This is a genomic window from Glutamicibacter sp. BS14 (assembly GCF_056934375.1).
The window spans coordinates 624,874-645,766 of sequence record NZ_CM167801.1 but is presented as its reverse complement, the minus strand read 5'-3'; the positions used below and the strand labels follow the sequence as shown (position 1 = coordinate 645,766).

18 protein-coding genes are annotated in these 20,893 nt (G+C 61.8%); 5 read left to right on the top strand and 13 right to left on the bottom strand.

Features of this window, described 5'->3' with window-relative positions; genetic code table 11:
* Positions 1-57: 57 nt before the first annotated feature.
* The 4 genes from araA to AC1Z36_RS03095 all read right to left on the bottom strand — a co-directional run bounded on the left by araA (position 58) and on the right by AC1Z36_RS03095 (position 5,165).
* Positions 58-1,569 carry an L-arabinose isomerase gene (gene araA / locus AC1Z36_RS03110; protein ID WP_105656526.1) on the bottom strand — a complete coding sequence of 504 codons (1,512 nt, stop codon included), beginning with the start codon at positions 1,567-1,569 and terminating at the stop codon, positions 58-60.
* 7 nt (positions 1,570-1,576) lie between these two features.
* On the bottom strand, positions 1,577-2,293 hold the full coding sequence (locus tag AC1Z36_RS03105; protein WP_105656527.1) for an L-ribulose-5-phosphate 4-epimerase: 717 nt from the start codon (positions 2,291-2,293) through the stop codon (positions 1,577-1,579).
* Between the two features lie 35 nt (positions 2,294-2,328).
* Positions 2,329-3,942 carry a xylulokinase gene (locus AC1Z36_RS03100; RefSeq protein ID WP_105656528.1) on the bottom strand — a complete coding sequence of 538 codons (1,614 nt, stop codon included), beginning with the start codon at positions 3,940-3,942 and terminating at the stop codon, positions 2,329-2,331.
* 161 nt (positions 3,943-4,103) lie between these two features.
* Entirely contained in the window at positions 4,104-5,165 is a 1,062-nt protein-coding gene (locus AC1Z36_RS03095) for a LacI family DNA-binding transcriptional regulator (protein WP_105656529.1), read from the bottom strand.
* A 307-nt stretch (positions 5,166-5,472) separates the two neighbouring features.
* Here AC1Z36_RS03095 and AC1Z36_RS03090 point away from each other — a divergent pair, with 307 nt between their 5' ends.
* Positions 5,473-6,357 (top strand): sugar phosphate isomerase/epimerase family protein, encoded by an 885-nt coding sequence (locus AC1Z36_RS03090; RefSeq protein ID WP_105656530.1) that lies wholly within the window; start codon positions 5,473-5,475, stop codon positions 6,355-6,357.
* A 28-nt stretch (positions 6,358-6,385) separates the two neighbouring features.
* Positions 6,386-7,387 (top strand): Gfo/Idh/MocA family protein, encoded by a 1,002-nt coding sequence (locus AC1Z36_RS03085; protein ID WP_105656531.1) that lies wholly within the window; start codon positions 6,386-6,388, stop codon positions 7,385-7,387.
* Positions 7,388-7,456: 69 nt separating this feature from the next.
* Here the strand turns inward: AC1Z36_RS03085 and AC1Z36_RS03080 are convergent, their stop codons facing one another.
* The 5 genes from AC1Z36_RS03080 to AC1Z36_RS03060 form a co-directional block, all read right to left on the bottom strand.
* The gene (locus AC1Z36_RS03080; protein ID WP_105656532.1) at positions 7,457-8,350 is read right to left on the bottom strand and encodes an ATP-binding cassette domain-containing protein; all 894 of its coding nucleotides are present in this window, start codon (positions 8,348-8,350) and stop codon (positions 7,457-7,459) included.
* Positions 8,351-8,369: 19 nt separating this feature from the next.
* Entirely contained in the window at positions 8,370-9,434 is a 1,065-nt protein-coding gene (locus AC1Z36_RS03075) for an ABC transporter permease (protein ID WP_105656533.1), read from the bottom strand.
* Positions 9,435-9,509: 75 nt separating this feature from the next.
* Complete coding sequence (locus AC1Z36_RS03070) at positions 9,510-10,505, bottom strand: substrate-binding domain-containing protein (protein WP_105656534.1); 996 nt, start codon at positions 10,503-10,505, stop codon at positions 9,510-9,512.
* Positions 10,506-10,714: 209 nt separating this feature from the next.
* Positions 10,715-11,728: a LacI family DNA-binding transcriptional regulator gene (locus tag AC1Z36_RS03065; RefSeq protein WP_105656535.1), complete on the bottom strand. Its 1,014-nt coding sequence runs from the start codon at positions 11,726-11,728 to the stop codon at positions 10,715-10,717.
* Between the two features lie 5 nt (positions 11,729-11,733).
* Complete coding sequence (locus AC1Z36_RS03060) at positions 11,734-12,942, bottom strand: Gfo/Idh/MocA family protein (protein WP_483561653.1); 1,209 nt, start codon at positions 12,940-12,942, stop codon at positions 11,734-11,736.
* Positions 12,943-13,301: 359 nt separating this feature from the next.
* Here AC1Z36_RS03060 and AC1Z36_RS03055 point away from each other — a divergent pair, with 359 nt between their 5' ends.
* Entirely contained in the window at positions 13,302-14,042 is a 741-nt protein-coding gene (locus tag AC1Z36_RS03055) for a GntR family transcriptional regulator (protein WP_105656537.1), read from the top strand.
* Between the two features lie 33 nt (positions 14,043-14,075).
* Positions 14,076-14,978, top strand: coding sequence for a 5-deoxy-glucuronate isomerase (gene iolB / locus AC1Z36_RS03050; RefSeq protein ID WP_105656538.1), 903 nt, complete (start codon positions 14,076-14,078; stop codon positions 14,976-14,978).
* Between the two features lie 91 nt (positions 14,979-15,069).
* Here the strand turns inward: iolB and AC1Z36_RS03045 are convergent, their stop codons facing one another.
* Together AC1Z36_RS03045 and AC1Z36_RS03040 are read right to left on the bottom strand one after the other, a co-directional pair.
* The gene (locus AC1Z36_RS03045; protein WP_105656539.1) at positions 15,070-15,864 is read right to left on the bottom strand and encodes a TIM barrel protein; all 795 of its coding nucleotides are present in this window, start codon (positions 15,862-15,864) and stop codon (positions 15,070-15,072) included.
* Positions 15,861-16,952, bottom strand: a complete 1,092-nt coding sequence (locus tag AC1Z36_RS03040; protein WP_105656540.1) for a Gfo/Idh/MocA family oxidoreductase — start codon at positions 16,950-16,952, stop codon at positions 15,861-15,863. Before AC1Z36_RS03040 ends, AC1Z36_RS03045 begins: the two co-directional genes overlap by 4 nt.
* 96 nt (positions 16,953-17,048) lie before the next feature.
* Between AC1Z36_RS03040 and AC1Z36_RS03035 the strand changes: the two genes are divergently transcribed.
* Positions 17,049-18,038 (top strand): LacI family DNA-binding transcriptional regulator, encoded by a 990-nt coding sequence (locus AC1Z36_RS03035; protein ID WP_105656541.1) that lies wholly within the window; start codon positions 17,049-17,051, stop codon positions 18,036-18,038.
* Positions 18,039-18,103: 65 nt separating this feature from the next.
* On the opposite strand, the gene AC1Z36_RS03030 is transcribed toward AC1Z36_RS03035, so the two are convergent.
* Together AC1Z36_RS03030 and AC1Z36_RS03025 are read right to left on the bottom strand one after the other, a co-directional pair.
* Positions 18,104-19,594, bottom strand: coding sequence for a sugar porter family MFS transporter (locus AC1Z36_RS03030; protein WP_105656542.1), 1,491 nt, complete (start codon positions 19,592-19,594; stop codon positions 18,104-18,106).
* A gap of 414 nt (positions 19,595-20,008) precedes the next feature.
* Positions 20,009-20,893: a sugar phosphate isomerase/epimerase family protein gene (locus tag AC1Z36_RS03025; RefSeq protein ID WP_105656543.1), complete on the bottom strand. Its 885-nt coding sequence runs from the start codon at positions 20,891-20,893 to the stop codon at positions 20,009-20,011.

Genomic DNA, 20,893 nt, shown 5'->3' with positions numbered 1-20,893 from the left:
GGTAATGCACGCCCCGCAACGGGGCGCGCATTACCTGGGCAGGTGTCCTTCGAACCGCTAGAAACCCTGCGCCAAGCGGTAGTAGCTCTGGTTCACGCGAATCTGCTGCGCGAAGTTCCGGCGGGTGGTTTCCTCATCGATAACCAGCAGCTCGGTGCCTGCGATTTCGGCGAAGATCTCGAAAGCCTCGATCCCCGCGGCCGTGGACATCACCGTGTGGTGCGCACCGCCGGCAGCCAGCCAGGACTCGGCGGAAGTATTGAAGTCCGGCCGCGGGCTCCACACCGCGCGCGCCACCGGCAGATTCGGCAGGTCCGCCGGCGGGGTGACCACATCCACCACATTGGCAGTCAGGCGGAAGCGCTCGCGCATATCGGCCATGGACACGACCACCGCACCTTCGGCAACGTCCGCGTTGAAGACCATGCGCACCGGATCCTCGCGGCCGCCGATGCCCAGCGGGTGGATTTCAACCCGCGGCTTGGAGGTGGTCAGCGACGGGCAGACCTCGAGCATGTGGGCGCCGAGGATCAGCTCCTTGCCGGGAGTCAGGTCGTAGGTGTAGTCCTCCATCAGCGAGGCGCCGCCCGGCAGGCCCTCGCCCATGACCTTGGCGGCACGCACCAGTACCGCGGTCTTCCAGTCGCCTTCGGCGCCGAAGCCGTAGCCCTTGCCCATCAGGCGCTGCACAGCCAGGCCCGGCAGCTGCTTGAGCCCGCCCAGGTCCTCGAAGTTGGTCGTGAACGCCATGGCGCCGGCCTTGGACAGGAAGGCTTCCAGCGCAATTTCCTGGGATGCGGCATAGCGCAGCGACTCGTGGCGGGCACCGCCGGCGCGCAGTTCGGGCACGACGTCGTATTCGCGCTCGTACTCGGCGACCAGCGCATCGATGTCGGCCTCGGCCACGGCCTGGACCGCTTCGACCAGGTCGTTGACGGCCCAGGTGTTCACCGAGACGCCGAAGCGGATCTCCGCCTCGGTCTTGTCCCCCTCGGTCACCGCGACGTTGCGCATGTTGTCGCCGAAGCGGACCAGGTTCAGGTTTTGCACGGCGTTGAAGCCGGCAGCGCCGCGGATCCAGGTGCCCACGCGGCGGGATACGGCCGGGTTGGAGACATGGCCGACCACGGTGGTGCGGGCCGCGCCCAGGCGGGTGGCCAGGTAGGCGTACTCGCGGTCGCCGTGGGCGGCCTGGTTCAGGTTCATGAAGTCGAAGTCGATCGAATCCCAGGGCAGTTCGACATTGGCCTGGGTGTGAAGGTGCAGCAGCGGCTTCTGCAGGGCCTTCAGGCCGTTGATCCACATCTTGGCCGGGCTGAAGGTGTGCATCCAGGTGATGACGCCCAGCACTTTGTCATCCGAGTTTGCTTCCAGCATTGCGCGGCGGATCGATTCGGAGTCCTTCAGGACCGGCTTCCACACGATCCTTGCCGGAACGTCGGCGGACGCATCCAGCGCCTGCGCGACCTCGGTGGACTGCTGCGCCACCTGGCGCAGCGTCTCTTCGCCGTACAGGTCCTGGCTGCCGGTGAAGAACCAGATTTCTTGGGTGTTATATGCCTTGGCCATGATGTCCTTACTGTCCGTAGACGTTCTGGTAGCGCTCGTAGAGCGAGTCGATATGCTTCTGGTCGATCGCGACCGGGTTGCCTAGCTGGCGCGAGATGTGCACGGTTCGCGCCACCTCCTCGCACATCACTGCGGCTTTGACTGCGGCCTTGGCGTCCTTTCCGATCGTGAAAGGACCGTGGTTGCGCATCAGCACGGCCGGGCTGCGGGACTCGCTCAGCGTGGACACGATGCCGCGGCCAATCGAATCATCGCCAATGATGGCGAAGGGGCCTACCGGGATCGGGCCGCCGAATTCGTCGGCCATCATGGTCAGCACGCAGGGAATTTCCTCGCCGCGCGCCGCCCATGCGGTGGCGTAGGTGGAGTGGGTATGCACCACGCCGCCCACCTGCGGCATGTGCTCGTAGGTGTAGGCATGGGCCGCGGTGTCCGAGGACGGGGTGCGGGTGCCATCGAGCAGCTTGCCGTCCAAGGTGCAGACCACCATGGACTGCGCGGTCAGCTCGTCGTAGGCGACGCCCGATGGCTTGATCACGAACAGGTCCGCGGAGCCGTCGGCGATTTCCGGGTGGCGCACGCGCTGCGACACGTTGCCGGCAGTCCAGACCACCAGCTCATAGCGCGGCAATTCGGCGTGCAGGTCGGCAACAATCTGGCGGACCGTGGCCACCTCGTCCTGCATTGACTGCGGGTAATCCGCCAGGATTCGTGGTTGATTCATCGGTTTCTCTTTTCGTCCGAAACTGTGTGCGATGCCTAGATGGCGGTAATGGCGGTGCGCTGAATGGCCAGGCCGGCTTCATAGGTTTCCAGGTAGGCCTCGAAGCCGGCACGGTCATCGGCCTGCGGCTCCGCGAGGCTCAAAGCGGCACCGGCGAAGACTTCGGAATCCAGGAATTCAGGCAGGGACTGCTGCAGGCCATCGAGGACTCGGCGCCGGTACGCTGCCAGGACGGCGATGCCCCATGCACCTCCGTGTCCGGCGCTGTCCCCGACAAGGACGGGAGTGTTGATCGCAGCGGCCAGCAGCCGTTGGGCCACCCCGGCGGTGCGGAAGATGCCGCCATGGGCAAACATCTGCTTGACCTCGACGCCTTCGGCGGCCAGCACGCGCAGTCCGAGGCTCAGCGTGGCGAACATGGCGTACACCTGAACACGCACGAAGTTGGGCAGGTTCAGCGTGGAGTCCGGGGTGCGCAGGATGGCCGGACGGCCTTCGGCAAGACCCGCTACCGGTTCGCCGGAAAGATTGTTGTAGGCCAAGAGCCCCGCACCATCGGCAGCACCCTGAAGGGCCGAACGCAGCAGGGTTTCGAAGACCGCGTTGTCGTCGGCGTCGCTGCCCAGCGCCCGGGCGAACTGCCCGAAGACCTGGGCCCAGGCGGCAAATTCGCTGGCGCCGTTATTGCAGTGGACCATTGCTACCGGATGCCCATCGGGCGTGGTGACCACGTCGATTTCGTGGTGCACTTCCTTGAGCGGCGCGTCGAGGACCACCATCGCGAAAATGGAGGTTCCGGCGGAGATGTTGCCGGTGCGCTGGGCTACCGAATTGGTGGCCACCATGCCGGTTCCGGCGTCTCCTTCCGGTGGGCACAGCGGGCTGCCAGGCTGGAGCTGGCCGGTGGGGTCCAGGAGCAAGACCCCGGCTTCGCTAAGCGTGCCAGCATCTGCACCGGCGGGCAGTGCCGCGGGCAGCATTGAGGAAAGCCCTGCGGTCGCGCCATGCCGGGCAGCCACCGCGTCAAAGGCGGAAAGCATCCGTGCATCGTAGCTGCCGGTGGCTGAATCGATGGGGAACATTCCCGCGGCATCGCCCACGCCAAGCACAAAATTTCCGGTGAGAAGCTCATGCACGAATCCGGCCAGCGTGTTCAGGCGGGAAACTTTCGACACGTGCTCTTCGCCGTTGAGCAGCGCTTGGAAGTAGTGCGCTACGGACCAGCGCTGCGGGATATTGAAGTCCAGTTCCTCGCTTAGCATCGCCGCCGCTTTTGCCGTGGAGGTGTTGCGCCAGGTGCGGAAGGGAACCAGCAGTTCCCGGTCGGCGTCGAAGGCGAGGTAGCCATGCATCATCGCGGAGATTCCAACGGCTCCTAGCTGCGTTGGGCGTACTCCGTGGCGCTCTTGGGCATCTGCCAGCACCTGGGCCATGCAGTCCTGCAGGCCGGCGACGATGGCTTCGCGGGAGTAGGTCCAATTCCTGTTTTCGTACTGGTTCTCCCAGGCGTGGCTTCCGCTGGCAAGCTGCTGGTGGCCGGGGCCGATCAGGCTGGCTTTGATATTCGTTGAACCGAACTCGATGCCCAGCACGGCTTCGCCGGTGCTGATGATCTCGCGGGCGGTTGGCCCGTTGAGCTGTGTTGCCATGAAATCTCCGTTCGCACAGCTCGGTGAGCAGCGCCATAGCCATCGTTTCCTGCTCCACTCGCGAAAAATGCGCTGGCAGAACAAAACCTCGATCCAATGTTAGCGCTAACAATTTGTGATCCGCAATACCGGATCCCGGACTCGGGGAATGAAGCGCTTGGCTAGCGGGCGTTGGGCGGTGCGGTACTCGCCCGGATTACCAGCGTTGGCGCAATCACTTTCGGGACCCTGTCAGCCGTGGCGCCTTCCAGCAATTCCATCAGCGCAGCATGGCCGACATCGCGGAAAGGCTGGCGAACCGTGGTCAGCGAAGGGATCAGGAAATTGGAGATTTGCAGGTCGTCGAAACCGATAACCGAAACGTCATTGGGCACTTCCAGCCCGGCTTCCCAGAAAGCACGCAGAACACCGGTGGCAAGGTAATCATTCGCTGCGAATACTGCCGTAACTTCGCCGGCGCGTATCGGGTCAACCAGACGCTGGCCTGCCTCATAGCCGCTCTGGGCCTGCCAGGATTCAGCTGGCACCTCAACAATCGGGGCCTTGGCTTCCAGCATTTTTTCCCGCCAGCCGATCTGCCGTTCGGTGGCGTCGAACCAGCCGGTCGGCCCGGACACGTGGACGATCTTGCGGTGCCCCAGGGCCAGAAGATGACCAGTGGCCAAGCGCGCGCCTTCACGCTGGTCGATGTACACGTAATGCGCCGGATCCGCGTCGGGAACCTCGGTGCGAGCGGCCACGACCACCACTGGAATCGTCAGCGCAGCATCATCCAGGGCATCGATCACCTTTTCGAAGGGCGCAACCATCACCACGCCATCAACGCCCTGGTCCACCAGGTGGCTGAGGGCTTCGCTCGCGCTGTGCGCGTCATAGCGATCCAGTGCGGTAACGGTCACGAAATATCCCTGCGCACGGGCAGCGGCCTCGATGGCCAGCACGGTGGATTGAGGTCCGAAGAATTCGCTGCCGATGGTCAGAATGCCGATAGTGCTCGAGTGCGATGTGGCCAGTGCCCGCGCGGCTCGGTTGCGGCGATAACCCAGCTGACGGATGGCATCCAGCACCTGGTCGCGGGTTCCCGCCCTGACGTTTGGATGGTCGTTGAGCACGCGGGAAACCGTCTGATGGGACACCCCGGCCAAGGCCGCCACATCCGCCATCGACGGGGGCCGGTTTCCTGGGCGCCCTTCACCGGGCTGAGCAATGTTCACAACGGTCATTATTGCAAACACCTTCGAAACAGCCACTGTCGCGGGCGAATATCCAGTCAATCAGCGAGCCGGATTACTGCATTCCCTTGAAGGTATATAACGCACTTTCGCCTTGAACCATTGAAAAACCGGTGATGAACAGACGTATCCTGCACTCGCAGACCAGCCTAGCGGCGGCTCGGAAAAAACTCATGGAGAATTTGCCCGAGCGTATTACTTTCCGGGGAGCAGTGGGCATATGATCTTGGAAGCACCTTTGTACTGACAACTGTACATTTTGTTTCCACGCATGCATTCCACACGCCAAGGAGGACCAATGGCAAAACTGTCCATGAATGTCACAACAAGTTTCTACGGGAATGTTGCCACCGACATTGCAACGGCACGGTCGGCCGGATTCGGCGGCATCGAGCTGCAAAGCCCGAAACTCTATCGCTATCTTGATGCCGGCTTTTCTGTGCACACGCTTCCAGAAATGCTCACGGGCCTTGAAGTGACAGGAATCGGCGCAGTCCTTGACCTTGAACGCCAAGGCACCGCACGGGATGACATGCTCCGGGAAGTCAGGCGGATGGCCGAAATCGCCACAGTGGTCGGCGCACCGATCCTGCAAATGTGCACCGGGCCAGTGGACTGGAATGTGGTCAAGGATTTAAAGTCCGGAAAACTCGCAGCATCTGATGATCGCTACCGCGGGACACTCGGCCTCTCGGAACCGGAAGCCATGGCCATTGCCGCCGATAATGTATCTGCTGCCGCCGGGATCGCCGCAGAGCACGGGCTGGAGATCTACTTGGAACCGCTGGCTTGGTCCAATATCAATCGGTGTCGGCAAGCCCTGGAAATTATTGAGCGCTGCGGCCGCGAGAACGTTGGCATCGCCTTGGACACCTGGCATTTCTGGACCGTCGGGGACACCTTGGAAGAAGTGGCCGCGTTGCCCAAGGAACTGATCAAGGCGGCCCATATTTCCGACGGGTTGGATCTGGATCGGCGCCATGAGGTTCCGGCCCAGGACGTGCACCGCAATGTCGTCATCGGCGGTGGCGCCATCCCATTGCAGCAGTGGGTGGACGCGATCAAGTCCACCGGCTATGACGGCTGGTGGGTTTCCGAGATGTTCTCTGACCGCGCCAATGAGCACGACTTCCACAAGGTTGCCAGCACCATGCACAATCTTCTGGACATCATGGTCTCCTGACTTCAACCAACTTCACGAGGTGCCTTCAATGCAAAGATTCGCCCTGATCGGCGCCGGCTTCATCGGCTCGGTGCATGCACACAACTTGGCCGCACACCCGGAGATCGACTTTAAACTGGTCTACGACATTGACCCTCAGCGAGCTGCTGCTCTGGCCTCGCGACATGGCGCCAAGGCAGCAGCAACGCTCGACCAGATTTTCGGCAATGACGGCCTGGACGCAGTGTTCATCGCGTCATCAACGGATTCCCACGCCCAGAACCTCCGCCTTGCAGCCGATGCGCGCCTGGCGGCTCTCGTCGAAAAGCCAATCGACCTCGACTTGGAAACGGCAAAGGCGACGGTAGCCTACGTTGAACGTTCAGGAATCAAGGCCATGGTCAATTTCAACCGGCGCTTCGATCGCGCTCACGCAGAGCTCAAGGAGCTCGTGCACTCCGGGCGAATCGGCGATCTGGCTTTGCTCCAGTTGACTTCGCGTGGCCCAGCATTGCCACCACTGGATTACCTGAAAAATTCTGGCGGCCAGTTCCGCGATCAGGCCGTGCACTTCTATGATTTGGCACGCTGGATATCAGGCCAGGATCCCCTGCAGGTGCACGCCTTCGGCTCGGCCCTGTCCGCCCCGGAGATTGCGGAATTTGGCGATGTGGACACTTCGATCAGTTCGCTGCAGTTCCCTAGTGGAGCGATGGCCCAAATAGATTGTGTGCGCCATACGAATTATGGCTATGACGAACGCATCGAAGCGCTGGGGTCTGAAGCCATGGCCGCATCTGAACGGCAACCCTCGGGGCACGTCAGCCTGTTCCAGGGGCAGCACGCGCAATCCCACGGGCTGCACGGCAACTGGTTCGACAGGGTCCAGCCAACCTATGCCGCCAGCTTGGGAGCCTTCGTTCAGGCACTGGACGAAGACCGGGAAGTACCTGTCACGTTGCGTGAGGGGCTCAAATCCCAGGCCATCGCCCAGGCCGCGGTGCGTTCCATCGCTACTGGCCATAGTGAAATGATTGACTACTCGCTCTAAGCAATGGGACAGCTAAGGCCTGGGCTTCTTCACCATCGCGAAGAAGCCCAGGCCTTAGCTGCGGTTGGGTCAGGCTGTTGCTTGAGAGTTCGCGCCCGCCTCTGCCTCTGCCAGCTCTTCATCATGTCCACCAAGCTGTTCAAGCTCATGAGCCAGTTCAGCGAGTTCAGCGCCACCGGCCATCTGGGCGGTCAGCTCTTCGACGGTGATTTCCGACTTCGAGTAGTACCCGATGGAGCGGCCGCGTTTCAGCAACAGGAACGAGTCCCCTACCGGATACGCGTGATGCGGGTTGTGCGTAATGAAGATGACACCCAACCCGCGGTCGCGCGCCTGGAGGATGTAGCGCAGCACCACGCCGGACTGCTTGACGCCCAAGGCGGCGGTGGGCTCATCGAGGATCAGGACCTTGGCTCCGAAATATACCGCGCGAGCGATGGCTACGCACTGGCGTTCACCGCCGGACAGCTGGCCGATCGGCTGCTCGACGTCACGCAGATCAATGCCCATGTCGGAGAGCTCCTGCTTGGTGATGTCCTTCATTTTCTGCACATCAAGCTTCTTGAACGGCCCAACCCCGGTGGTCAGTTCCGAGCCGAGGAAGAAGTTGCGCCAGATCGGCATCAAAGGAACGACCGCCAGGTCCTGGTACACCGCGGCGATGCCGGCATCCAGTGCGACGCGGGGACTCTTGAGCTTGATGGCCGAGCCATGCAAACTGAACTCTCCTTCATCGTGCTGGTGCAAGCCGGCGATGATCTTGATCAGCGTGGACTTGCCGGCGCCGTTATCCCCGAGAACGCAGGTGACCTTGCCCGGATCCACCACCATGTCGACACCGCGCAGGGCGATGATGCTTCCGTAGTGCTTGCCAACTCCCTTGAGGGTCAGCAGGTTGTCGCTGATCTTGGGCTCGAGCTTCTCGAGCAGGTCTTCGGTCTTCTTATTCTTGCGAGTCTTCATGATTTTTGTCCTTGGCTTCCTACTTGCTGGATTCCGCACGCTTTTTCACCACGATGTTGACCACCGTAGCCAAGAGCAGCATCAGGCCAAGGAAGAACTTGAACCAGTCCGGATTCCATTCCGCGTACACGATGCCCTTGTTCGCCATGCCGAAAATGAACGCCCCGATAGCGCCGCCAATGGCTGAACCGTAACCGCCGGTGAGCAGGCAGCCGCCGATGACCGCGGCAATGATGTAGAGGAATTCATTGCCGATGCCTTCGCCGGACTGCACCGAGTCAAAGGCGAAGAGGTTGTGCATGCCCAGCACCCAGCCGCAGAATCCAACGGCCATGAAGAGTCCGATCTTGGTGCGGACCACTGGAACGCCGACGGCGCGAGCGGCCTTCTCATCCCCGCCTACGGCGAAGATCCAGTTCCCGATCTTGGTTCGGAGCAAGATCCAGGAAGCGATGATCACCATGGCGATCCAGATGAACACGGTGATCTTGACGTCGATCCCGGCGATATTGACTGAAGAGGCAAAGACCGCCTTTGCGCTCTGGAATCCTTCAATATCCGCAATAGATGGAGAGGACACCGAGCCGCCAATGGCTCGCGTCAGGCCCAGATTCAGGCCGGTGAGCATCAAGAAACTGGCCAGCGTCACGATGAAGGATGGCAGCTTGGTCTTGATCAGGATGATTCCGTTGATGAAACCGATCAGCAGCGAGACGACCAGGGCCAAGGCAATGCCGACCCAGACGTTGAGACCGAAGTACCAGGAGATCATCGATGCACTGAGCGCCGAAGAAATGACGGCCACACCGGTGGATAGGTCGAACTCGCCACCGATCATCAGCAGTGACACGCCAACGGCCATGATGCCGATGGTCGAAGCCCCATAGAGGACGGTGGCCAAGGATGCGGGAGCCAGGAAGACCGGAGCGACGACGGCGAAGAATACGAAGAGGGCGATGGCGCCCACGAGAGCACCGATCTCCGGACGGCCCAGAAGGATAGACAATGCGCTTTTCTTGCCGACGCGCTCGTCCAGAGCCGGAGATTTTCTCTTTTGAGAGGGTGAAGCTGTTATAGATGACATGGGATTTCCTCCGTGTCCAGGCTGCGCGCCGGATCGCCGCTACCGGCAGATCAGGCGCGCGCCGAGGGGATGTGGCTAGCGGACGCCTTCTTGGGCGAAACTGGTAATTTGCTCAGCGACGGCTTTGTCTACAACAGCCGGGCCGGTCAACGTCGCCTGTCCACCGCCGATGGTGAAGCCGCCACGGTTGTTCTGCCACAGCGCATCAACTGCCATGTAGCCCTGCAACCAAGGCTGCTGGTCAACGGTGAACATCACATTGCCCTTGGTGATTTCTTCAACCAACTGCGAGTTCATGTCGAAGGAAGCTACCTCGACCTCGGACTTCGCCGTGGCTTTAGCCTTGAGCAGTGTCATCGTGATGGGTGCGCCCAGGCCGATGATCGCGTCGGCTTGCTTATCGGCTTGGAGCTTTGCGGTTGCCGTTGATTCAACCTGGGTCATGTCAGTGCCCTGCACGTAGAGTATTTCGGTGTCTGGGACGATTTTCTTCACGCCGGCGCAACGTGCTTCAAGCCCAACGTGCCCCTGTTCCTGGATGACGCATATCGGCTTCTTGATTCCCGCCTCCTTCAGCTTTTCGCCAGCGGCCTGGCCTGCAAGCTGCTCATTGGAACCGAAGTGGGCAAATGCTCCGAGATCCTTGAATCGGGCTTCACCGGCATTCAAGCTGACAATGGGGATCCCGGCATCGGCAGCCTTGCCTAGCGCTCCAGCCATGGCGTCGGGCTTGGCCAGGGTCACGGCGATGCCGTCGACGCCCTGGTCAATAGCCTGCTCGATCAGCTGGGACTGGCGTCCGCCATCAGGATCACTCAGATACTGGAGTTCTACGTTGTCCTTGGCCGAAGCTTCTTCAGCGCCCTTTCTAAGAATGTCCCAGAAGGTATCTCCTGGAGCCGCGTGGGTGATGACCGCGATTTTCATGCGGTCAGTAGCCGCCACCGCACCGCCACCGGCATTGCTTTCCGGTTCCGGTGCACGCCCGCCAGTGGACGAGCAAGCCGCCAGCCCCAATGCTGGAATGATGGCGAGCGTGATTGCGAGTTTGCGCCAAATTGGCTTTCCCATATTCGTTTCCCCTTCAGGAATCCCCGGCGCACCCCGATTGTCCCCTGGGGCGGGCCGCCTTAACAAGATGTTCCGTGACTTGAATCACAAGATGCCTAAAGTGTGCGTGACGAAAAGCGATCCGTCAAGACTTTGTTAAGACATAAGGATGTGAAGACGAGTAATTTGCCGACCTCGACAAGCACGGCGAAACGCCGCTTTCACAGGGTTCAACGGTGCAGCTGCGACGAGGAGCGCACGATAAGCCGCGGTGGAATCATCAACTGACGTGCAAATTTTCCTTCCGGATTCCGCATCAATTGGAGCAGCAGCCGCACGCTGCTGCGACCGAGATCTTCCGAATCCGAGCCGATGCTGGTCAGCGAAATTCTTCCCAGCGACGATAGGGAAATATTGTCGTAGCCAGTCACCGCCGCAGACACGCCAGCCTCATCCAGAGCCTGCAGCGCCCCAATGGCGGAAAGATCATTGAAACAAGCCAGCGATTCAGGCCGTGCCCCCGAGGCCAGCAACCGCGCTACGGCTTCATGCCCGGCCTGAATCGTTGGCCCGGCTTCCACCACCTGTACATGCTGGCGCAAGCCATGGCGCAGCATCGCCCGATGATAGGCAGCTTCGCGCGTCGCAGAAACCGGACCAGCGCCACCGGCTATATGGGTAATCCGCGCATTTCCGCAATCGACCAAGTGGTCAATCACCAAACCGAAGCCCTGCTCATCATTAACCGAAACCGCGCCAGTGCCTGATTGGGCCTGGCGCCCGCCGCCAACAAATACAGCGGGAGTCTCACCCAAGGCGGCTTCGAAGCTGACGGCGTCATCGGCTGATCCGACGACGAGAATTCCGCTGACCCGCAAATCGCGCAAGGTCTGCAGTTCCGCGGGCCCAACGCCCTGCCCGTCGTGGATCGCGGCCGCACTGAACAGCACGTCAAGCCCTGCTGCTTGCAACTGTTCGCGAACCACTTCCGCGACGCTCAGAACCCAGGGATTATGCAGTTCCCCCAGGACGACGCCAATGGCATGCCGGTTCTCGGCCGAAAGCGAGCGCGCTGCCAGGTTGGGCTGATAGCCCAACTCGCGGATGGAGTCCTCGACCAGCGAACGCCGCATCGAACTGACCTTGCTAGGATCCGAGAGCACCAGGGAGACCAAGGATTTTGAGACCCCGGCATGCTTGGCGACGTCCCGGATCGTGGGGCGGCGGCGCGACGAGTTAGGCATGGCGGTCAGTATTGCACACTCGCAGCGCGCACCGGCTCATCCAGCGCCTGCCACGTGCCGCTTGCGGCAGATGCTTCGGCCGCTTCGACCACTGCGGCTGCCGCCACCGCATCGGCGATGGTGGAGTTCGTTTTCTCGCCACCGGCGACAGCCAGCAGGAACTTCTTGGCCTCGATGGTCTTGAGGTCGTCAAAGCCCATCGCGTTCCCTGGGCCTGGCTGGAACCGGGAGTATTCGCCATGCTTTGGCGAGCCGATCACCGTCGTGAATCCCTGCTCTTCATTGTCTCGACCGAGCACGACTTCCAGTTCATTCATGCGTTCAAAATCCCACTTGACCGAACCTTCCATGCCGTAGATTTCCAGTCGGTAACCGCACTGCGGTCCCACAGCCACCCGGGATGCCTCGATAGTTCCGATCGCGCGGTCCGCCACGCCTTCTGGGCTGAAACGCACCAACGCTGCGGCGTAGTCCTCATTCTCGACCTCACCTTGCTCACCGACTTCGATCAGGTCGAAATGCGTGCCCTGGCCCATGGATAGTTTCGGCCGGGACGGGATCATGACATTGGTGGATGCGGAAATGCCCTGGATGTGGCCGACAACATGGCTGCATAGATCAGCTGCATGGCTGAACAGGTCAGCAAGCACCCCGCTGCCGGCCAGCTCCCGGTTGAAGCGCCACGACAGAGCGGCCCGGGGGTCTGCCGCATATCCGGCAAGGAAGCTGGCGCGGACATTCGCGATGGATCCCAGCCGGCCTTCTTGCACCAGCTGGCGGGCGCGTGCGATAGCTGGCGCATGCCGGTAGTTGAACCCGACCGAGGTGACCACGCCATTGCGGATGGCGGCTTGCTCGATAGCCTGCGTTTCGGCCAGGCTTCGGCCGGCGGGCTTTTCGATCCAGAAGTGCTTGCCGGCCTCCGCTGCGGCGATCGCCATGTCGGCGTGCAGGAAGTTCGGAGCGCAAATCGAGACGACATCCACCTCGGGATCGGCTAGCACCTGGTGGTAGTCCAGTGTTCCGCGCTCGAAGCCCAGTGTTGAGATCGCGAAGTCGACTCGCGACTGCTCGGTGTCCGCGGCTATGACCAGTCTTGGCTTGATGCCCAGCTCTGGATAAGCATAGGGCACCGAACTGTAGGCGCGAGCGTGCAGCTTGCCCATCCATCCCACCGAGATCAGCCCCACGCCGATGCTGCGCTGTTCATTCATGATGTTCTCCTGTCTGCGGCGTTTAACGCCGTGATTCCCTGTGGCCGCCGCGGCTCACCTCAAGTCTTGGACCGTTCCAAAAAACCATATGTGCCACTGGAATCCTCGGGCAATGGAATCTGCCGAATTTTTTATCTGGACAATTGGACAATCCAACCTGTTGTCCAATTCCCCTTGTCGGACCTCATGTCTGACTCGAACCCCGCGGTTGGCAACCCCGCTGGGATCACCAACTTGCGTGGAGAATGCTTTGGAATGATTGGATTTCCAGCCAAAGGATGCCCAAATCGTGAACTTTCATATATAGTTTGTCCTGTCAAAGCGACATATCATGACAAAGTCGCCGGCAAGGAGCAGCTGTGAGCACACCACTGAGCATCAAGATCGACCGATCTTCGCCAATTCCCCTCTACCACCAGGTAGCGCAAGGCATCGAAGGCGCGATCCGCGACGGTTCGCTGGCCTCGGGCACTCGACTGGAAAATGAAATCGAGCTGGCCCAGCGGCTGCGGCTTTCGCGGCCCACCATTCGCAAGGCCATGGATGACCTAGTCCAGTCCGGCCTGCTGGTGCGCAAGCGCGGTGTGGGAACGCAGGTTGTTTCCAGCCAGATCCGCCGGCATCTTGAGCTGTCCAGCCTGAATGACGACCTTGAGCGCGCCGGGAAGAAGCCTTCTACCACCCTGCTCAGCTTCGAGCACATTCCCGCTCCGCCGGAGATCCAGGATCTTCTTTCGCTGCCCAAGGACGTCTCTGTCTACCACTTCACCCGGCTGCGTTCTGCCGGAGGCAGCCCGCTGGCCCTCATGGAGAACTGGGTTCGCGACGACATTGTCGAGCTGGACGAAAAGTCCTTGCAGGCCCATGGCCTCTACGAGCTCCTGCGCGAAGCAGGGGTGAACTTCCGCCTGGCCCAGCAGCGCATCGGGGCCACGACCGCAGATGAAGCCCAGGCCAAGACCTTGGACACAGCGGCCGGTTCGGCCCTGGTGACCATGCAGCGCACCGCGGTGGATGACACTGGGCGCAACGTGGAAACCGGCTCCCATGTTTATCGAGCAGACGCCTACAGTTTTGAAATGACCTTGGTGCAACGCTAGGCACCTGTCCCCCGCCGTCGAAAGGATCGACTGATGACCGATTGGATTTACCCTGCAGGTTCGGCCGCTAACGGAGAATGGAGCATCTCGCTCGGTGCCCATGACTCAGCCGTTTCCATAGACGGCTGGGCACACACCGGACTCAAGGTAGCTGAGCTGGCCCCTGGCCAAACAGTTGAACTGGAGGCCTGCAGCGAAGAACGGATCGTGGTCCCGCTCAGCGGCGAATCATTCACTGTCGCCATGGCAGGAACCGAACATGTTCTCAAGGGTCGCGAATCAGTCTTTGCTGGACCTGCTGATGTCCTCTACACCGGCATCAACACGGCGCTGTCCATCAGCTCCGCCAAAGGGGGCCGGGTCGCCGTCGCACTGGCCCCGGCCAAGCAGTCCTACCCGACCCGGCTGATCAGGGCAGAAGAGACCCCTGTGGAGCTGCGCGGCGCAGGAAACTGCTCCCGCCAGGTCCACAACTTCGGCACCCCGGCCGCCCTGGAAGCGGACCGATTCATCGTCTGCGAAGTCATCACTCCGGCGGGCAACTGGTCTTCCTACCCTCCGCATAAGCATGATCAGGAGAAGGAAGGCGAAACCAGCCTCGAGGAAATCTACTACTTCGAGACGCAGCTAGCCCAGGGCATGCCCGCCGAGGCGGCAAGCGATCCCATCGGCTACGCGCGCGTTTATGCTTCGGATGAACGCCCCATCGATGTAAATGCCGAGGTCCGCACCGGGGACGTTGTCCTGGTCCCCTACGGCTGGCATGGTCCGGCCATGGCCGGGCCGGGATACGACCTCTACTACCTGAACGTCATGGCCGGCCCGGGGCGGGTGCGCGATTGGCTGATCAGCGATGATCCCCACCACGGCTGGATCCGCCAGACTTGGGATTCGCAGAGCATGGATTCGCGCTTGCCTTTCGGCGCTGGCGCGTAGCTTCTCGGAACGCACGCCAAGTGGCGGCAGCAGGTTTTCCTGCTGCCGCCACTGGGCTTTAGACTCTCATTCCGATGCTCGGTGCATGATGCTAGCGCGCCACGGGCTTGGACAGCGGTGAAAACGCCTGGGCAAAGGCCGCGATGGCTCCTTCGGAATCTGCGCTGGCGTAGGCCTCCATGCCGATCGGGCCAGAATAACCCAGCTCGGCCAGCACACGGGCGACGGCCAGATAGTTGATCTCCCCGGTGCCCGGCTCGCACCGTCCGGGTACGTCTGCGACCTGGATTTCCCCAATGTGCGGAAGCGCCGAGCGCACCAGTTCGATGAGGTTCCCCTCGCCAATTTGGGCGTGGTACAGGTCCAGCATCATCTTCACGTTCGGGTGCCCGACGGCCTTGACCAGGGACATCGTGTCCTTGGCGCGTCCCAGCGGGATTCCAGGGTGATCCAGGATCGTGTTCAGGTTCTCCAGCATGAAGGTGACCTGGTGCTCTTCGCCGATGCGGCCCAGTGCTTCCAGCGTTCGCGCTGCGGTGAGCCACATCTCTCCGGTAGCCCGGAATTGCGGGCTGGCCGCCTGCCCGTCAACGAGCTGGGCCGGATGCACAACTAGCCGGTGGATGCCCAGCTGCTGGGCTGCCGGGATCAATTCCTTGGCGGTGCGAACAACTTCGCCCGCGCTGTCCGGATCGCAGAGGCTGCCAGCGCTGTAGCCTGTCATGGAGCCGAAACGGGCGCCGGTGGCCGCCAACGCCGGCAGGTCCTTGCCCCGGATATCCCAGAGTTCTATTTCAAAGCCGGCCTCGTCCAGGCGCTTCACCCGGTCGATCAGCGGAAGGTCCAGGAAGACCATTTCGGCACAGACCGCCAGTTGCCCGTTCATGGGTTCACCGCAAGGCGGGTGGCGGATTCCAACTTGACCGGCAGCCCGGATTCTGCGGATTCCAAGGCCGCCAGTGCGATGCGCAGGGCTGCGCGGGCGTCGGCGCCGGTGGGGACCGCCAGGGCCGCATCAGCCGTATCCTCGCGCAAGCCCCGGATCTTGCGGGCGAAGACCGAGAGCTGCTCGCGGTAGGCCTGGGCGAATAGCTCGATGTTCAACCGTTCGGTTGGCGCATGCGCTCCCTGGCTGTCGAAGCTGGCCGCGGCCAGCTGCACCGGATTGCCTGCCTGCACCATGCCCTTTGAACCGAAGACTTCTCCGCGCACGTCATAGCCGTAGCTGGCCGAGAAGTTCGCCTCGGCCACGGCGATTGCCCCATTGGAGTAGCGCAGGCTCACCACGGCGGTATCCAGCAAACCGGAGCCCCGGTGCTCAGGGGCCACCAGCGCATCGGACATGACGTGGACTTCCACTGCTTCGGCTCCCGGGTTCAACCAGTTCAGGGTGTCAAAATCGTGGATCAGGGTTTCAGTGAAAATGACGTGGGAACGGATCTTTGCCGCGTTGGGCAGCCCGCCGGCCACTTCTGGATCCCGGGTCAGCGAGCGCAGCAGTTGCGGGGTGCCAATAACTCCGGAATGCACCTGTTCCGCCACAACGGCGAAGTCCCGGGAGAAGCGCCGGTTGAAACCGATCTGCAGCAGCACCCCGGAAGCCTCCACGGCGTCAAGCGCGGCGTCCAAGTCCGACAACGCGTGCGCTGCCGGCTTTTCGCAGAAGATGTGCTTTCCGGCTGCGGCGGCTTGGGCGATCAAGCCGGCATGGAAGCTCGAAGGCGCCCCGATAACCACGGCGTCCACGCTGTCGTCGGCAAGCACGTCGGCGATGTCTTCGGTGTAGTTCGGGCAACCAAGCTCAGCGGCCAGTTCAGCGGCCCGGCCCGGCGCCGGGTCCGCTATGACATGCAATAGCGCATCCGGCAGATGCTGCGCCACGGTGCGGGCGTGGAATGCTCCGATCCACCCGGTACCGATAACGGCCAGGCGCAGCGGCTTTACTGAAGTTTCTGGCAGGGTCTGGTAAGCCATGAAGTCTCTCCTAGAACGTTCTAGATTTAGTGTTCAGGAAAATCATGGCACACTGGATAGCAACTGTCTATAACGTTCTAGAAGAAAGTTCCGCCCATGCCGACACCCCCTGCAAAACGCCCCACACTGGCCGACGTCGCCCGCGCCTCTGGGGTCTCGGTAGCGCTGGCCTCGATTGTCATGCGCGGTGCCGAGGGTGCCAGCGAAGAATCCCGGTCCCGAGTCAAGCAGGCGGCCGCGGAGTTGGGTTACCGCCCGGATTCGCGCGCGCGGTCGCTGCGCAGCAGCCGCAGCCGGACCATCGGTCTGGCCCTGGCGCTGGGAGAACCGTTGCATGCGGAATTGGCCGATGCCCTGTACGAGCAGGCAGACCAGAACGGCTTCGAGATCATCCTGGGCGCTACCGGCAAGCACCGCGATGAACGCCGAGTGCTCAATACGCTGATCGATGCGGGAGTCGAAGCGGTGATCGGCCTGTTCCCGGAACTTCCGCCGGCTCAACTGGTCCACGCCTCCAAGCAGCTTCCCATAATCAGCCTGCTGCGCACGATTGACGGCATCCCATCCGTCATTACCAACGAGGCTGCCGGCGTTGAACAAGCCGTCCGCCATGTGGCCCAGCTCGGCCACACCCGGCTGCTGCATCTGGATGGCGGATCTGCCATCGCGGCACAACAGCGGCGCGATGCCTTTGCCGACTCCGCCGCCCGCGCCAACGCGCACGGCCAAGTGCTCCCAGCTGGCCCCGATGACGCCACCGCTTTCACGGTCCTGCGCGAATACCTGGCAGCAACTCCCCCAGCCGAACGCGCCACAGCGGTACTGGCCTTCAATGACCGTGCGGCACTCGGCGCCCGCCAAGCAATCGACCTTGCCGGCCTGCATGTTCCCGAACAGATCTGCCTGGTCGGCTATGACGACAGTGAATTCGCCAGGCTGGCGCACGCCGATCTGACCAGCGTTCGGCAAGATGTCGCGGCACTGGCCCAAGCCGCCATGCACGCGGCCCTGAACGCCCCGGGCGCTTCCAGCACCCATGCCCCGCAGCTGGTAGTGCGAGGCAGCACGGCAAGGCCCCGGGCATAGCGGCGAGCCCAGCCCCTTGCCATGCGGCGGGGGCTGGGCTTGCCAGCTCAGCGATGCGCCGGGATTCAGGCGTTGACCACAGGCTTGACGTGGTAGATCGCTCCGGTGGAAACATCCTCTTCCAGCGCTTCCAGCGAGCGTCCACGGGTTTCAGGCACCTGCGTGGCTACGAAGAACAGTGCCAGCACACCGATGCCAGCGAAGATGAAGAAGGACCCGGTAATCCCGATCCCGGAGACCAGCGATGGGAAGAACAGCGCCAGCACGCCGTTGGTCGTCCAGCCGAAGAACACCGAGATGCCAATGCCCAGTCCGCGCATATGCAGCGGGAAGATTTCAGCCAGCCATACCCAGACGGCCACGTTCAGGAATGTCTGCATGGACATCACGAAGGCAACCACCAGGATCAGGATCACCACTGGCCGGATCGGGCTGCCAACTGGCAGCAGCATGCCCGCGATAGCCACCAGCAGGTGGCAGGTGGTGGTCAGCGACAGGCCAATCAGGAACGTCTTGCGGCGGTCCATGCGGTCCATGTTGCGCAGGGCGATAATTCCGCCAATGACAGCAACCACGCCAAAGGCGATATTCGCCAGTACTGCCTGCTGCTCTGACATCCCGGATTCTTCCAGCACGCGCGTGCCGTAGTACATGATCGAGTTGATGCCCGTGAGCTGCTGAGTCATGGAAACGCCGATGCCGATGGCGATGATGCGCATCAGCCATTTGTTCTTCAGCACCGCTTTGATGCCCACCGGCTTGTTAGCCAGCTTTTCCTCGTCGGCGACAATCTCGATCTCGTGGACTTCGGCCAGTGCGCGTTCAGGCGAGCGCACGGTCTTGAGCACCCGCAACGCCTCGGCATAGCGGCGCTTTTCCACGAGCCAGCGAGGGGATTCAGGCATGCGCAGCATGCCGAAGAACAACGCCAATGCCGGCAAGGCGCAAATCGCGAACATGATACGCCAGATGCCATCCACGGTCCCGCCCAGAACGGTTCCAATGATCGCGTTCATGACGAAGGCGGCCAGCTGGCCCGAGACGATGGCCAACTCATTGCGGCCGGTGATCGAGCCGCGAATTTCATACGGTGCCAGTTCAGCCAGGTATACCGGTACGACCGTAGATGCGCCGCCGACGGCCAATCCGAGCATGATGCGTCCGGCAATCAGCACGCTGTAGCCAAAGGGCGAGAACGTTCCCAGTTCCGGTCCAGCAGGCGAAAAGACAACCAGCAGGCTTCCCGCGAAGAAGAGGACTGCCAGCATGATGATGGTTTTCCGCCGGCCCCACACGTCAGCGATCTGCCCACCGACCAGTGCGCCAATTGCGGCGGCGAAGACCAGCGAGCTGATCACCACGCCAATCTGCAGGAGATTCAGGCCCAGCTCGGCGGCCATCGGGCCTTCAGCACCGTTGGCAACACCTGTGTCATAGCCGAAAAGCAGGCCGCCGAAACAGGCAACGATGGAGATTAAACCGAGACGTTTTGCATGGGGGCCCGGACTAAGGGGCGGCAGACTCGACTCTGCAGAAGCACTCTGCGCACTGGACATGGGGACTCCTTTGGATTGCCCGGGTGGAAGCGTGGCTGGCCTGCGGCCATCCATCGGATCAACTGCGATCCGGCTTCCTCCACTCGGTGCGGCGGGGGCCATTGAGCATTATTCCGGCCCCGTCGATAATTGAAAGTGATGGGCTTCACAGCCCTTATGTAAGGACAATACGTCATCAGTGTTTTCTGGGCAAGCATTCTTGGACATTTTGTCCTGGCGGATACTGCTTTTTGGACTGCCGCAGCCTCCCGGTCCGCCACTTCCCGGGACCATGCCCACAGATCATCACGGCATTTTGCGGCTCTTGCTGGATCCGCCTTCTGCGCAGGATGGCCCCTGGCAGGACGACGAAAGCCGAACCCTTGCGGATTCGGCTTTCGTCATGTTGCAATTCGGCTCGGGAAGCCGGTTTGGCTAGGCGCGCACGGCACGGGCAGCGTCAACGCGGCTGCGCATCTGCTCCAACTGGTACTTGGCGACTGCTACGGCGTTCTCGTTCTCGGCAAAAACGCAGGAGACCATCACGCTGTCCTGGCGGTCGGCAAATCCGTTGGCCACGAGGCCGGAGAAGAATTCGTCCCAGTTCACGTCGCCATCGCCAAGCTTCAGATGCTGGTGCACGCGCACCGCATTGCCCGGCGGGTTGGTGATGTAGCGCAACCCGTGCGAGGCATGATGGTTCATGGTGTCCGCCACGTGCACCACGCGCAGCCGCTCTCCCACTGCCTGCATGATATCCAGCGGCTTGTCCTTCATGTGGAAGGAATGCGAAGCAACGTAGACGAAGGACAGATTCGGCGAGTTCACCCCGCGGATCACCCGCCAAGCGGCCAGGCCTTCTTCGACAAAATCATCCGGATGCGGGTCAATGGCCACATTGATGCCCTCGCGCTCAATGATTGGCACGAGCTCTTCCATGGAGCGGTAGAACGCCGCCTCGGACTCCTCGGCGCGTTCCGGCCGCCCGGAGAATTCAGTGTTCATCTGGTTCACGCCGAGATCCACGGCAATCTGGATGGCGCGCTTCCAGTAGCGCACCGCGGCCTGGCGCAAATTCTCATCGGGCGAGGCCCAGCGCAGTACCGGCAGCACCGAAGCGATCTCCACCCCGGAAGCCCGGCAACGGGCCGCGAGCTGCGCGACCAGGTCATCGTCGGCCTTGGGGTGGGTGAAGAACGGAATCATGTCCGCATGCGGTGTCAGCTGGATGCTGTCATAGCCCAGCTCCGCTGCCAGTTCCGGGAACTGGAGCAGCGAATGGGTGGAATGGAACGGGGTCGGGTCCAGTGCGTATTTCAT

Bases quoted from the DNA above. Each gene is read 5' to 3' on its own strand.
- araA (WP_105656526.1), bottom strand. From the start codon at position 1,569: ATGGCCAAGGCATATAACACCCAAGAAATCTGGTTCTTCACCGGCAGC.
- AC1Z36_RS03105 (WP_105656527.1), bottom strand. From the start codon at position 2,293: ATGAATCAACCACGAATCCTGGCGGATTACCCGCAGTCAATGCAGGAC.
- AC1Z36_RS03100 (WP_105656528.1), bottom strand. From the start codon at position 3,942: ATGGCAACACAGCTCAACGGGCCAACCGCCCGCGAGATCATCAGCACC.
- AC1Z36_RS03095 (WP_105656529.1), bottom strand. From the start codon at position 5,165: ATGACCGTTGTGAACATTGCTCAGCCCGGTGAAGGGCGCCCAGGAAAC.
- AC1Z36_RS03090 (WP_105656530.1), top strand. From the start codon at position 5,473: ATGGCAAAACTGTCCATGAATGTCACAACAAGTTTCTACGGGAATGTT.
- AC1Z36_RS03085 (WP_105656531.1), top strand. From the start codon at position 6,386: ATGCAAAGATTCGCCCTGATCGGCGCCGGCTTCATCGGCTCGGTGCAT.
- AC1Z36_RS03080 (WP_105656532.1), bottom strand. From the start codon at position 8,350: ATGAAGACTCGCAAGAATAAGAAGACCGAAGACCTGCTCGAGAAGCTC.
- AC1Z36_RS03075 (WP_105656533.1), bottom strand. From the start codon at position 9,434: ATGTCATCTATAACAGCTTCACCCTCTCAAAAGAGAAAATCTCCGGCT.
- AC1Z36_RS03070 (WP_105656534.1), bottom strand. From the start codon at position 10,505: ATGGGAAAGCCAATTTGGCGCAAACTCGCAATCACGCTCGCCATCATT.
- AC1Z36_RS03065 (WP_105656535.1), bottom strand. From the start codon at position 11,728: ATGCCTAACTCGTCGCGCCGCCGCCCCACGATCCGGGACGTCGCCAAG.
- AC1Z36_RS03060 (WP_483561653.1), bottom strand. From the start codon at position 12,942: ATGAATGAACAGCGCAGCATCGGCGTGGGGCTGATCTCGGTGGGATGG.
- iolB (WP_105656538.1), top strand. From the start codon at position 14,076: ATGACCGATTGGATTTACCCTGCAGGTTCGGCCGCTAACGGAGAATGG.
- AC1Z36_RS03045 (WP_105656539.1), bottom strand. From the start codon at position 15,864: ATGAACGGGCAACTGGCGGTCTGTGCCGAAATGGTCTTCCTGGACCTT.
- AC1Z36_RS03040 (WP_105656540.1), bottom strand. From the start codon at position 16,952: ATGGCTTACCAGACCCTGCCAGAAACTTCAGTAAAGCCGCTGCGCCTG.
- AC1Z36_RS03035 (WP_105656541.1), top strand. From the start codon at position 17,049: ATGCCGACACCCCCTGCAAAACGCCCCACACTGGCCGACGTCGCCCGC.
- AC1Z36_RS03030 (WP_105656542.1), bottom strand. From the start codon at position 19,594: ATGTCCAGTGCGCAGAGTGCTTCTGCAGAGTCGAGTCTGCCGCCCCTT.
- AC1Z36_RS03025 (WP_105656543.1), bottom strand. From the start codon at position 20,893: ATGAAATACGCACTGGACCCGACCCCGTTCCATTCCACCCATTCGCTG.